Origin of the sequence: Pseudomonas sp. DrBHI1 (assembly GCF_002205115.1) — a bacterium.
Lineage (GTDB): Bacteria > Pseudomonadota > Gammaproteobacteria > Pseudomonadales > Pseudomonadaceae > Aquipseudomonas > Aquipseudomonas mosselii.
Genome location: NZ_NIBE01000006.1, coordinates 1 through 13553 on the forward strand (window position 1 = coordinate 1; position 13553 = coordinate 13553).

At 59.0% G+C, this 13553-nt stretch carries 10 protein-coding genes and 2 pseudogenes; 7 read left to right on the plus strand and 5 right to left on the minus strand.

Annotated features, from left to right (window positions below):
* The 3 genes and pseudogenes from CC207_RS00735 to CC207_RS00750 all read left to right on the plus strand — a co-directional run.
* Nucleotides 1-259, plus strand: a pseudogene (locus CC207_RS00735) (hypothetical protein); the annotation flags it as partial.
* 96 nt (nt 260-355) lie between these two features.
* The gene (chrA, locus tag CC207_RS00740) at nt 356-1570 is read left to right on the plus strand and encodes a chromate efflux transporter (protein ID WP_088851427.1); all 1215 of its coding nucleotides are present in this window, start codon (nt 356-358) and stop codon (nt 1568-1570) included.
* Between the two features lie 899 nt (nt 1571-2469).
* Nucleotides 2470-4236: a hypothetical protein gene (locus CC207_RS00750; protein ID WP_256581967.1), complete on the plus strand. Its 1767-nt coding sequence runs from the start codon at nt 2470-2472 to the stop codon at nt 4234-4236.
* Here CC207_RS00750 and CC207_RS00755 read toward each other — a convergent pair.
* From CC207_RS00755 to CC207_RS00775, 5 genes are all read right to left on the minus strand, one after another.
* Nucleotides 4233-5162: a hypothetical protein gene (locus tag CC207_RS00755; RefSeq protein ID WP_088851423.1), complete on the minus strand. Its 930-nt coding sequence runs from the start codon at nt 5160-5162 to the stop codon at nt 4233-4235. The two genes, CC207_RS00750 and CC207_RS00755, sit on opposite strands and share 4 nt — an antisense overlap.
* Nucleotides 5163-5679: 517 nt before the next feature.
* Nucleotides 5680-6807 carry a TniQ family protein gene (locus CC207_RS28200; protein WP_088851424.1) on the minus strand — a complete coding sequence of 376 codons (1128 nt, stop codon included), beginning with the start codon at nt 6805-6807 and terminating at the stop codon, nt 5680-5682.
* Nucleotides 6765-7655, minus strand: coding sequence for a TniB family NTP-binding protein (locus tag CC207_RS00765; protein ID WP_050703248.1), 891 nt, complete (start codon nt 7653-7655; stop codon nt 6765-6767). Before CC207_RS00765 ends, CC207_RS28200 begins: the two co-directional genes overlap by 43 nt.
* Nucleotides 7652-9574: a Mu transposase C-terminal domain-containing protein gene (locus tag CC207_RS00770; RefSeq protein WP_088851425.1), complete on the minus strand. Its 1923-nt coding sequence runs from the start codon at nt 9572-9574 to the stop codon at nt 7652-7654. The genes CC207_RS00765 and CC207_RS00770 overlap by 4 nt, the downstream gene beginning before the upstream one ends.
* Nucleotides 9571-10119, minus strand: a complete 549-nt coding sequence (locus tag CC207_RS00775) for a TnsA endonuclease N-terminal domain-containing protein (RefSeq protein WP_088851429.1) — start codon at nt 10117-10119, stop codon at nt 9571-9573. The genes CC207_RS00770 and CC207_RS00775 overlap by 4 nt, the downstream gene beginning before the upstream one ends.
* Before the next feature lie 255 nt (nt 10120-10374).
* On the opposite strand from CC207_RS00775, the pseudogene CC207_RS00780 reads away from it, so the two are divergent.
* From CC207_RS00780 to CC207_RS00795, 4 genes and pseudogenes are all read left to right on the plus strand, one after another.
* Nucleotides 10375-11019, plus strand: a pseudogene (locus tag CC207_RS00780) (ATP-binding protein); the annotation flags it as partial.
* Between the two features lie 324 nt (nt 11020-11343).
* On the plus strand, nt 11344-11595 hold the full coding sequence (locus tag CC207_RS00785) for a DUF2790 domain-containing protein (protein ID WP_028688630.1): 252 nt from the start codon (nt 11344-11346) through the stop codon (nt 11593-11595).
* Nucleotides 11596-11626: 31 nt separating this feature from the next.
* On the plus strand, nt 11627-12643 hold the full coding sequence (locus CC207_RS00790) for an alpha/beta hydrolase (protein WP_088851426.1): 1017 nt from the start codon (nt 11627-11629) through the stop codon (nt 12641-12643).
* Nucleotides 12644-12868: 225 nt separating this feature from the next.
* On the plus strand, nt 12869-13553 hold a 685-nt coding region (locus CC207_RS00795), incomplete at its 3' end, for a cation:proton antiporter (RefSeq protein ID WP_178080941.1).

Consider the following 13553-nt stretch of genomic DNA (forward strand, 5'->3'; position numbering starts at 1 on the left):
CATCAACATCCTCTCGGCCGCACGGCTGTTTCTCTTCGGTGCCCGAGACGTCTGGTTCGTCGTGGCGCTGCCGGTGTACCTGAGCACCGCCACGTCCGACGCCCTGGGGCGCTTGGTCGGTGCCCTGCTGTCAGGTTGGGTGTTGCAGGCCTATGGGTTGGAGGCTTGCTTGTGGGTTTCCAGCATGTTCGTATTGACCGCCGCGCTCATCTCGATCGGACTGCCCAGACACCACGAAATGAAACAGCAGAGCCACTGATGACTTAATCAAGGCGGATGCATTCGATGGCATAGCTAGCCGACTACCGATGCGCCATGCCCGCGACGAAGAATTACTATGTTGGATCAGCCTCATATGAATCAAACAAACATCACTGATACTCCCCAACATTCACGCTGGACTGTTTTCCTCATTTTTTTGCGTTTGGGTCTAACCTCTTTCGGAGGCCCAATCGCTCATCTGGGGTACTTTCGGGATGAGTTCGTGGTACGTCGGCAATGGCTAAGCGAGCGCAGTTACGCAGATTTGGTTGCCCTTTGTCAGTTTCTACCAGGTCCTGCTAGTAGCCAGGTTGGCATCGCACTGGGGCTGACACGCGCCGGCTATGGCGGCGCACTGGCTGCATGGTTAGGTTTCACATTACCTTCGGCGGTTGCCCTGATCCTCTTCTCACTTGGTATGGCCAACTATGGCGATGCCATGCCGGCTGGCGTGCTGCACGGTTTGAAGGTAGTAGCTGTGGCAGTAGTCGCCCAAGCGGTGTGGGGTATGGGACGCAATCTGTGTCCTGATGTGCCACGTATTTCTATCATGGCAGCATCGACATGCTTGGTATTGCTGCTTCCAACCGCCTTGGCGCAAATAGGGGTCATTGCGCTTGCCGCAGTCATTGGCGTGCTGCTATTCAAGCCGCAACCGTGCGGAGCCCATGAGCCGCTGCCCATTGGCATCCGACGTCGCGCTGGCCTGTGCTGGCTGACTTTGTTCTTTGCCCTGTTGCTCGGCCTACCTCTTTTGGCTACGTGGTTACCAAGTCAGATGCTGTCGAGTATGGATGCCTTCTACCGTGCCGGATCGCTGGTTTTCGGGGGCGGGCATGTCGTGCTGCCACTCTTGCAATCCGAAGTCGTGACTTCAGGCTGGGTCGATAACGATGTGTTCTTGGCAGGCTATGGGGCCGCGCAGGCGGTTCCCGGACCGCTATTCACCTTCGCGGCATTTCTTGGCGCCTCGATGAACCAGGAGCCCAATGGCTGGGTAGGAGGTCTGGTTTGCCTGCTGGCGATCTTCGCACCTTCATTTTTACTCGTGATGGGCGCTTTACCGTTCTGGGAGCATCTGCGCCGTAACATACGCACGCAGGCAGCACTGCTTGGCATCAACGCAGCTGTAGTCGGTCTATTGCTCGCCGCCCTCTATCAGCCAGTTTGGACGAGTGCGATACACGCTCCGCAGGACTTTGGCTTGGCCCTCATGGCGCTGGTCGCCTTGGTGTTCTGGAAGCTTCCACCTTGGCTAGTCGTACTCGGCAGCGGCATTTCGGGTGGGTTGTTGAGTATCGCCTTATGAATTCACAACCTGCTTGCCTCTCTACGCAGTTGGCACCCCGCTTACATACTCCAGCGGCCTTTTGCCCGTAGCAACCATTCGCATATCGGTTCTGGATGATCTGCCGGCATACATGGGGTGGTCGAGAAGAAGTGGCACGTTGGACACCTTGCGTTCTCCCCATTCAGTGAAAGGTTGAGGGTGGTGGACTGGCAACGAGAAGCTGGAAATCGTTCACCGTATGGTAAAGCGACTCGGCCAAAATCCAAAGTCGGCGAACCTCATTTTCTGGGGCTCCGCCCTCGTCAGCATCCTTAAAGGCCCGATAAGCTGACAGTGCTTCAAGTAGCCGGGACTCGCCAGCGAGCACCGCATCCTCGATAGTCCGTTTCATGGCTCGCCCCGGCCAGTTGATTAGAAAACTATAGGACATCTCACGCCGCTGGACGTCTGAATCGCCTTTGGTTCACTAGAAACGCTCCTCCGCGATGATTACGAGAATAAAACTACGCTTTGGCTCTCGATGGGCCGCCAAGGCTAATCTCCTGGCTGGCTAGCAGGAGTGCGCTGTGCTAGCCGACTCTGCTCAACTTACCCAGTAGAAAATCTACCTCAGAAAAATGAGCAAGTAGATTGGGCCGGCCGGCTCGGTGAATCGGCATTGTTCGATAACGCCGCGAGCGGCAGGAGATAGCCATAGGCAGGCACAGCTCGATTGGAGCGACCTCTTTGGGGTCAAGGATAGAGAAGGTACAGGCATCAAAGGTGTTGCAATAGCTCAGCACGTCACTGATGCCGCGTGTTCGGACGCACCGCACTAGACGCCTTGCGCCGAAAAAAAGGCGTCATTTTTGCGTCGCACGCTAGCTGCCGGCTGGGTACACTCCAGGCTGGCACATTACCATTATGGGAGCGGTGTTTTGGTCCAGCCGGTTGAGCGAATCGATTTTTCGTACCCCAGATCAGACCTGCGCACCCCTGACAGCGCAATCGCAAAGCTGCACGGAGACCACATTGTCTGGTGGCATAACCATATCCGGCACAACGCACGTGCCAAAACGATGCCGCTGGTGGAGCTCCATCTCAAACGGCTCTATGACAATGTCCCAGGTCCAGACACGCGTGCACTAGTCCCCCTGAGCAACGTGCCCCATTACGGCATCGGCACAATTTGGCGCGAAGGCCGGTGCATCTCGGATACCAAGCTCACACGCATAGAACGTGACGTGGATTTCTCACCAAGAGGATGGTCCATCACCTCCAGAGAGCAGTTAATTCATGATGGCATGGAGCACGTCTTTTCTGACAGTGAGTACCCCCTGAGATACAAGTACGACCGGGGCCATTTACTTAACTTCACGCTCGAAGAGGAAGACGAAGACGGGAATAAAAAGAACCTGCTGGTCCCCTGCATCGACTTTTTCGTCAAAGCCTATGCCCGCAACATGGACGTCTGCCGCGCTATCACCACGTTGCTCTATTCAAACATTTTGTCCGTATTCTACGACCCTCCCGAACGGGACGAGCACGCCTGGATCGTCAGACCCACACACAAGGCTCGAAAATACGATTCCGCCTTTCTGGGCCACCTGCTCTATGACGACTACACCGAGGACCAGGTGCGCAGGTTGAACAACCAGTTCGTGACGTCCAGACCTGGGGACGCAGTCTTTCCTCGAGTTGAACCTTGGTTCTCCGGACCCGCGAGACTGCGCTGCTATGGCAAATGGATAAACAACGGGAACACGTTCCTGTCACTGAACTTGGCCGGTGCTAGCGAGCCCGTCGGTAGGCCGGTGGAGTGGACCACAAACCAGTTCGATAGCAGCGATGGGAGGGACGGAGGCCGCATTGTCATGCCGGTAACTGTACGCACCGCTGAGGTCGATGAGTTCCTTGCCGAAGAGTCCTACATCGAACCGGATGGTCATGCCGAAATCACTATCATCAAAACCCCACCGTTCGCTCGTTTAGGTAAAGCACGTGAAATCATAACGGTCAGAAATGTCATCCAAACAGATCGAGGACGTCTTGGACCGCGCCCCCCGAAACCAGAGACGCACGCGAATGGTACGGGGTTCGGTCGAGGAAAAGGCGTGGGTAAATCAGAGCATGTGGCTGATAACACTCCCGATGCTGAAGTGGAGTCGTTTGGGTTCTTGAACGACGTCTGGCACGCATTTTTGTCGATCAAGAAAGACAACCCTGGTCGTGTAACCGATGTGAGCTGGTACACGCCGCCGAAATTCTGCTCGAGCACTACACCTAGAATCATCCTGTTCAATGCCGAGGGGCTGAGACCTGATCAGGGTAAAGCCCTGCGGTGGATTTACCTCGACGCAGAATTTACTGAGCGTCGAGGGATGATGGTGCTACGCATCACCGTGGATGGTCAGGATTACCTCTGCTTCGAGATCCAACGGGCTGAACCGGACGAAAAGAACAAGAAGCCTGTTGGTTACTCTGGAGTGTTGATGCCTTGCGGCATTGCTGACCCAGTCGAGATGGAGCAGTTCATCAACAGGGTATGTAACGCAACGCGCCGGGCCCTAGGCAATTTCTGGGACGTTCTTGGGCTCTTTCCCAACGAAACGATCATTTTCCGCCACCGTCCGCACGGGAAGGCTCTCGTTCACCGTCGCAGGTTCATAAATGCGTTCGGGCAGATGAAGATCAAACTTGTTTAGGATTTCCTCAGCGCCTGCGAGCTGCGGAAACTGCTGGCTGCAGGCACCCACAGCCTGGAAGTGCCGTGCTCAACGCTAAAGCCGTCCGTGTTGTCGAAACGCTCGGCCCTGTACACCAGCGCTTTCTGGCTAAAACGAGGCAGATCATGGAAATAATGCAGAGCCTTGGCGATCCAGCGAACTTCGAAGTCTCCTTGGTCCTGACTGCGTAGCAAGGCCACGAGCTCTCGCTCGGCCTTCGCCTTCTTCGCTTTCTGCAGCCAGCGCTTGTCCGGCTTCGCTTCCAGCTGCAGGCCATAGGTTCTGTTGAGATGGCCAATAAATCCGGTGACGGCTGCGATCTGACCAGGAGAACCCCGCCAGAAGGTTTCTACCGCCTTCATCCCAGGCCTCACCTCGTCAGCCAGCCGCGCACTTTTGAGGAAGTTCGTAGCAGCCCTCAGGGCCAGCCGGACAGAGCGCAAATCTGCTTTCTGTCGGCTGACACGAGACGACAAAACCGCGTAGTAACCGGCCAACAGCTTTCGTGACCAGCCATCCTCCAACTCAGCCAGAACAGCATCGATCCGGCGTTGTTCAGTATGGTGCTCACGACTCGCTGCGCTGACGTGTACATGACCGGATTCAGCGAGCCAGCGCATTGGGTTTTCGGCACGACGCAGTTTGGCTGCCCCGAAATGATCGAGAAGCAGCTCATAGGACGGCACACTGCCCCAGGTCACCTCGAGTTCGCGGAAGAAGAGGTAGTGACCATTGATGCTCAGAGCCGCCTTGTGTGGGCCGCTCCGCTCGAGCAACCAGAGTGAAAACGCCTTAAAGGCTTCGCCCAGAATTGCACTGAGACCATTTAAGTTGATCGCAACACGCTTGGACAGAAGCGCAGTCCAATAGCACGGCTCGCATTCAGTGCCGCGACCGGCCGGCATCTGCTTTCCACATGATGGGCACGGTCGCTCGCCGTCCTCGTGGCAGGCTTTACACCGCATTTCGCCGTGCGCATTTTCGACCAACACCCTGTGCCGGCGGCAGCTTGGACATGTCGCCTTTGCGGGCTCTCGGCATTTCTGACAGCTTCGTTGCCCTGTGACTGAGCTGATGGCGAGCCGCTGAGAAAGCTGCCCACAGGCCTCACACGGCTCAGGATGTCGGAAAAACGGGATACAGCTCCTACACACCGGCCCATACGCCGAGCGCATTCCCACTTCGAACTCCGTCTTACCGCAGCGAACGCAGGGTCCCGCTCGTTCACATCCACTGCAGTGAGCATCCAGCGCCGGATTCAGCACCTTGATGGGAAGTCGAGCATGATTCCCACAGCCCGGACACATTCGTCGTTTGAATAGCCGCGGGTAGCACGTGCTGCAATAGCGCTGCCCTTTGTAGATCTTCTTGGCCTTAGCCATTGCGCGACCGCAACCATGGCATCCCGCATCATGGGGTATTTCAGGGGATACCATCTCTACGAATCCTTCTCTGCAAGCGCACCCAAGACCGCAGCACATCGCCCGCCTTATGCAGGCCTGGGTCATTTGCATGCTGGGGGCATTGATGAGGCGTGTGCTTGGTTAGGGCTGTGGACAACTCTGACAAAATCAAAGGTGCCGATCTTCTTGGCAACGGCAGGGACGACAGCGGAAGGGATGCTTCGGCTGCAGCGAGTAAAAATCGCTCGGGCCCAGCCTGCATTATTGCCCAAACCACCCCGAGCAGCCCAGAGCGCTCGGCGCAACTCAAGTACTCAAAGGGTAGCCCCAGAGTCGAGCGCTGTAGCTTGTCGACCCCCTCTAACCCCATCGAATGGCAAAACGCTTTCGCGCTGGTAGAGGGATGTCGCAGGAAACCCTGGATCATGGAAACCATAATGCGCGAGACGAACATCCAGTCGCTGAAGGTGAGCTCAACCTTCCCGAAGAATGCTGTCCGACCGAAAGCCTGGTCAGCATATACCTGGAAAGCCAGCGCGCCTGGGTCCACTTCAGGAAAGGGCGCCCCGTGCAGCGTAGATAGACACTGGTGGCAGTGATCCAAGGTGACGGTGGGCTTGAGCAGAGCTGGCTGGAGCGCTGCGTAACAGCTAGAGCAACGGTCTATCAATTGGATGTAGTGCGTTACGCAGCACGTGTGCCAGGCCAGACGAGCTTGGATCTGATAATGCGGTGGGCATGTGCTAATGCAGGCAGGACAACACTGCAGGCCACCTGCGTGAGCCGCGTTGCGACAGCCGGCGACCAGCAACCAGGGCCAGACGCTGCTCCGATGCAACCAGGCTAACCGATGCAAGCCCTGGGCTGTGGGCAAGAGGGTACTAGCTGACAACGCTTGAGGCGGGATACCCGCCTGCCTGGAAAGCCCAGCAATCTGCAGCTCGCTGACGCCTCGATCAACATCATGGTGCCAGGCCTTCGGATCAGCCACGGTCGCCCCCGTCAAAACATCCAAGGTGCAACCATGAGCATGCGCTGTTCTCACCAACCAGGACGAAAAAAGCTCGTCGGGCAGCAGCGCTGGAGTGAGTGGCCATCTGGGGTTTAAACAATGAGCTCCCGGATGCCACGTGTAGGACGCTTCCACGACTTACTCTCGATGAGTTGTCGATCAATGCACTCCTTACCAGAAGTAATTGCTTCCTTGGCGCACTCCATCAACAAGCCATGAAGGTCGCCGGTATTTCCCCCCGAGATCGAATGAATCAGCTGAGCTAGCTCTGGCTTGAACAACGATGATGGCTTCTTGAGCGGTAGCACTGCTTCAAAAGCCTTCAACAGGCGCTGGAAATCGGCATTGAGCTTCCAAGTATCCAGTTTGATGACATCGAATCGACTGGCGTGCTGAGGATCGAGATGAAGAATCTGTACGGCATCAGGTGTTCCGACACCAACGATCGGGATCACCAACGTGTTACACAGCATCTTGATCGCATTCATCACCTCACGCTGCTTCGTAGCAGGCCCTGTAAGCAGTGAGTGGATCTCATCGATGATCAACATGCGCACATTGAGATGGCGCAATGCGTGGATGACCTGAAAGCGAAGGGTGACCTTGGAATCCGTGGTTCGGTATGGCATCCACAGCTGGTCCAGGATAGCAACGTAGAGATCCTTTTCCTCCGCCGAAGGTGGGGCCTCCGCCACGATAATCGGCCTGACAGGCTCGGCGTTGTCGTTGGTATAGCCTTTGCCATGAGTGTTGTCGAAATGCTGAATAATCGTCGTCTTGCCATTGTTCGGCTCCCCCACGATCAGCAAATTGGGCATCCTCGCTCGCTTAGGCGCATCAAGCAGGCATTCCAGGCTGTCCAAGATGTGATGGGCAGACTGATACCCAATCCAGCGAGGCTCGCCCATGAATCGGATACGCTCGCGGTCAGACAGTTGCAGCACGGGTCTGAAATCTGCGTGTAGATGTGCGTACTCAGTCATTGGATATCACCGATCAGGTCAACATCATCGAGCAGCAGCCCGTCACTCGCAGAAATTGAAGGTGGCGCCTCCACGGGTACTTTAACAGGACGCGCCGGCGTGGAATTCTTGCTGTGCACCTTGTTCTTTTGCGCGTCCCGACGCGCCTTCTTGGTAGTTGCCGAGGCCGTGTCCACGATCTGACGACGCTCCAGGATCATCCTGGCGATCAGCGCCTCGTCAATGTGCTTCCGACCTTCGTCAACAGCCTGCTTCTTCGCGGCACGGAATTCCCACAACGTTGCTGCTGGAAACGCCTGGTTGGCCACTGGCACCCGGAAGTACTGCTTGAGTACGGGGTCGTAGAACCAGATTACGCTGATATCGCGAGGATCTCGTCTGAAAACGAATTTGCGTGCCTGGCCGGTTTCGGGGTCCGTCGTCCCGATCCAGTGCCGCAAAGCCTCCGAGTAGTAGTACACATCAAGCTGCACACCATAATGTTGCACCGTTCGACGGTAAGACGGCATGAAATCCAGCTGGACCGTGAGAGGATCCGCAGGCCGCGGCGGGATGCTCACCAATGGATCGACCTCACGACTGCCAAAGAACCCGAGATGCCATTTACGCGCTGGGCTCATGTAAATCGCGGAGTGGTATTTGTTGTGGTAGAGGATGATGGTCCGCACCAGCCACTCTTCAAACTCACTCATCGTGAGGACCGCGTGCTTGTCTGAATCGTAGCCCTCTCGGTCGGAAACGTTGCTGTGCGTGGTACCAGGCAGCGCATGCAGCTCTCTCATGAACGTTCCGAGTAGCCGCTCGATATGGCCACCATACTTAGGCCGCTTCACCGGCCGGAACTGGTTCTCGATGTTGTAGTTCGAGCACGAGCGGCGGAAGTTTTCGGTCCGGAAGTCAGGGCCGTTATCCGTGTGGACAACACGAGGGAAACCCCACACCGGCCATTCGCCTTGGATGCCATGGAGATTAAGCCAATCCTCCTTAGGCAGGATGGAGTGCGCCAGGCACATAGCGACAGATATCTCGGAGGGCTCTTCCAAAGCGAGGTAGTAGCCGTCGACCATCCGCGAGTTCAGGTCGATTGCCAAGCTCAGCCACAGACGGCCAATCGGCTTGCGATGCCGGTCATCCACGATGATCAGGTCGATTGGCGTGTGGTCAATCTGGACGACTGCCAGCGGATAGTCAGCACCGGGGAATTGGCCAACGGATGGTGTGTGCCGATTGCGAGCCTGATCAGCGAAACCTCGCCGACGCAACACGATCTTCTCTGGAATTCGCTTGATCCTGGTCCTAATCGCTGATGCGCTAGGTGGGGTGATACCAAGCGCTTTGGCCTGCGTTTCGATTTCCTTGATCGTCGACTGGACCGAATGACGCTGAGTTGTCAGATAGTGCTTATCAACCACCTCATCGATGAGCTTATTCGCCTGGGCGCTCAAGCGGCTATTGCCGGGCTGCCATCCACGCTTGCGTGGAACAAGCGCCAGCACCTCATGCCAGCTTTGGTACCGATCCAGCCAACGATAAAGCGTGGCGGTGTCGACACCAACCTCTTTGGCGCGCGCCTCCACGCTGCTTCTTGGCAGAACCGAGTCACGCAATAGAGGCTTGATCGCCGAAAAGCGCTTCTGGGCAACAGCCCATTCATCCGAGCTGATTGTCGAGATGTCATAGTTGACGTAGAGACCATCAACTCGCTCTTGCTCTACGGGCTGCAGTTCTGGAATTCGGAGTGAGACGCTTCGGCCGGTCTCGACCTCCACGCCGACGACATTCTGAAAGTCGAGCAACTGGACAATGCGGTAGACCTGCTTGTCGCGGCAGACCATCTCGCCCACTTCGACACGCACACGCTCCCTGGACGGCTCGAATGGGACGAGGTGCTCGTCTGTGTCGATTTCATAGATGTTCATGGCGTGGCCACCCAAAGCTCAAGGTATTCGTTCAAAGGCTCGGTGATATCGCACTCTACCCGCCCAGTTGCGATCAGATGCCACAACAGTGCCACACCACGGTCGCGGTATACGCCCTTGAAATGGCGCGCAAGCAAATAGTGCACAGGAGCAAACTCCATCTCGTGGAGCGTTTTCAGGACCATGTCGATATCTTCCCGATCAAAGTCCAAGCGCTCAAACCGCTCCAGGAACGTGATGTTGTCGAGCGGCAGTCCACGGATGCGCGATTCGTCGTAGATGCTGAAGGTCCAACCTTCCTGCCGTGCGTAACGACGCGCCGCCTTCCATTTCGCCAGCCAGGTGCGCCAGTTATTGCGCCACTCGTAGGCGGGCTTGACCTCGACCAGCATCGGCTTGATGTAGTCCATGTAGTCGACGCCATGCGGCTGACGGTAGTGCACGAGGAAGTCGGGGGTATAGGTCTGAGCACGCCCGAGCGCGTCGACAAAATCCACCCGAACAGGCTGAGCAATCACTGATTCAACGCGATGAGAGAACCTCATGCGCTTGAGGAAGTCGCGCTCGAGCAACGACTCGAACGGCACGCCACCTGCACCTCGGAAGGGCAGAAAGCCCGAGACGCTGCGACGAGTCGGCTTGATCGTGCGGACCTGTTTAGGTTGGTCGCAGCTATTTCGAGTAGTATTCAATTCTGTCGCATCCAATTCGAAATTTTTTCGCATCTATTTGTGCAGCCAGATGCCATGGTCCGCGGCCTCTAGCCTAATGGGTTCGCAGCTATTTCGAAAGCCTACAGGGGCAGCCGGCCGCAACCCGGCGAGATCACCCTGGCGCACCATGGCGTGCTGTTTCTCGACGAACTGCCCGAGTTCGAACGGCGAGTGCTGGAGGTGCTGCGCGAACCGCTGGAGTCCGGCGAGATCGTGGTGGCCCGGGCCAAGGACCGGGTGCGCTTCCCGGCGCGCTTCCAGCTGGTGGCGGCCATGAACCCCTGCCCCTGTGGCTACCTGGGCGACCCCACCGGCCGCTGCCGGTGCAGCAGCGAGCAGGTCCAGCGCTACCGCAACAAGCTGTCCGGCCCGCTGCTCGACCGTATCGACCTGCACCTGACGGTAGCCCGGGAAAGTACCGTGCTGACCCACCAGCCCAGTGGCGAGACCAGCGCGAGCGTTGGCCAGAGAGTGGCCGAGGCACGGGCGCTGCAGCAGCGCCGGCAGGGCTGCGCCAACGCCTTCCTCGACCTCAAGGGGCTGCGTCGGCATTGCCCGCTGGAGCCGGTTGACCAGGCCTGGCTGGAGCAGGCCTGCGAACGGCTGACACTGTCGTTGCGGGCGGCGCACCGGCTGCTGAAGGTCGCCCGCACGCTGGCGGACCTGGAGGGCGCGCAATCCATCGCCAGGGCGCACCTGGCGGAAGCATTGCAGTACCGACCCGGCACTTGATGCTGCCCCCTGAGAAAGCGGCCTTGCCGAGGCGTAGGGCCGGTCGGAAAAGGGCGCGCAGCGGCCTCAGATTCCGAGCCACCATCGAAATTGCTGGGGCTGCTACGCAGCCCTTTCGCGACGCAAGGCCGCTCCCACAGGGGGACAAGTTCCCTGCGCGACAGCGCAGCCCGAAGGGCTGGGCGATTTCCTCCAGGAATTAGCCAAGACGCACTCAATCAGCGTCATAGCGGAAATATATTTTGCACGCTAAATATTTGCGCGCAATATTCACTTCAAGCAGCAAGCAGTCGCCCCCCACTCAGCAGAACCCGGAGAACGATCATGACCCTACGCAAAGCCTTCGCCCTTACCGTTACCACCCTGGCCCTCGGCACCAGCGCCGGCAGCTTCGCCAGCGAAGCCACCCCGTACCACTACGGCATGGATCTGGACATCGCCAAGGTCATCAGCATCGATGCACCCACCAGCGCCCAGGGCCAGGCCAGCACCGCCACCCTGACCTACCGCGACAGCAGCGGCCAGCTGCGCGCCGTGAGCTACGTGCAACCCACCGTCCTCGCCAACCAGAACTGAGCCACGGCTCGAACCCTAAAGGAGCTAGAACATGAAACTGTCCCGCACCCTGACCGCCGGCCTGCTGGCCCTCGCCGTGAACAGCGCCTTCGCCGCCACCAGCCCTGGCGTCGAGCACACCACCCAGGGCTTCCTCGAAGCCCTGGCCACAGGTGGCGGCAAGCCGCTTGAAACCCTCGCGCCCAAGGATGCCCGTGCGGTGCTGAGCGGTGCCCAGGCCGGGGTGAAGGTCGACCTGTCGGGGATCCGCGTCGAACGCCGGACCATCCAGGCCGATGGCCAGCCGCTGGAAATTCGTGTGGTGCGGCCTGAAGGCGCCAAGGGTGAACTGCCAGTGTTCATGTTCTTCCACGGCGGCGGCTGGGTGCTGGGCGACTACCCCACCCACGAACGCCTGATCCGTGACCTGGTGGTAGGCTCTGGTGCCGCGGCGGTCTACGTCGACTACACGCCCTCACCGGAAGCGAAGTTCCCCACCGCGATCAACCAGGCCTATGCCGCCACCCGCTGGGTCGCCGAGCACGGCAAGGAGATCGGCGTGGACGGCAGCCGCCTGGCGGTGGCCGGCAACAGCGTCGGCGGCAACATGGCCGCAGTGGTGGCGATCAAGGCCAAGGAGGCCGGCACGCCCAAGCTGCGCTTCCAGGCCCTGCTGTGGCCGGTGACCGACGCCAACTTCAACAACGCGTCGTATAACCAGTTCGCCGAAGGCCACTTCCTGACCCGCAACATGATGCAGTGGTTCTGGAACAACTACACCACCGACCCGCGCCAGCGCGACGATATCCACGCCTCGCCGCTGCGCGCCAGCCTCGAGCAGCTGAAAGGCCTGCCGCCGGCCCTGGTGCAGACCGCCGAGATGGACGTGCTGCGCGACGAAGGCGAAGCCTATGCCCGTAAGCTGGACGCCGCCGGGGTACCGGTGACCGCCGTGCGCTACAACGGCCTGATCCATGACTACGGCCTGCTCAATGTGCTGAGCACCGTGCCCAGTGTGCACAGTGCCATGGACCAGGCGGCGCAGGCGCTGAAAGACCATCTGCAGTAAGCAGTTGATCGCGGGGCAAGCCCGCTCGCACGAAGGTCAGTTACCTTGCGTGCGAGCGGCCTTGCCCCGCGATTGACTCAGCAAAGGTCCTACTTTCAGAACGCTGCTTCCTGTAACCCCAGGATTGTCCTGTTTCGCTCCCCGCCCGAAAATGCCCGCCTCTTTCATCGATGACATAAGCTGTTGCATCAAACGCTGCCGCACGCAGTTCAAGGAGTCCGAGCAATGCCACACGAAGGCAGCCTTCTACAAACCGCCGTCATCTTCCTCCTCGCCGCCGTGGTCGCCGTGCCCCTGGCCAAGCGCCTGCAACTGGGCGCCGTGCTCGGCTACCTGCTGGCCGGCGTGGCCATCGGCCCGCAGGCCCTGGGGCTGATCCGCGACACCGAGAGCGTCGCGCACATCTCCGAGCTGGGCGTGGTGTTGCTGCTGTTCATCATTGGCCTGGAGCTGTCGCCCCGGCGCCTGTGGCTGATGCGCAAGTCCGTGTTCGGCGTCGGCACCGCGCAGGTGGTCCTGACCGGCGCGGCACTCGGCGCCATCGCCCTGTTCGGCTTCAGCCAAAGCCTGCCGGCGGCCATCGTGCTCGGCCTGGGCCTGGCGCTGTCGTCCACCGCCCTGGGCCTGCAGAGCCTGGCCGAGAGCAAGCAGCTCAACGCGCCCCACGGCCGCCTGGCCTTCGCCATCCTGCTGTTCCAGGACATCGCCGCAATCCCGCTGATCGCCCTGGTGCCGCTGCTGGCCGCCAGCGGCCCGGACACCAGCCACGGCGACAGCTTCGAACATGGCCTGAAAGTATTCGCCAGCATCGCCATCGTTATCGTCGGCGGCCGCTACCTTTTGCGCCCGCTGTTTCGCACCGTTGCCCGCACCGGCTTGCCGGAGGTGTCCACCGCCACCGCACTGCTGG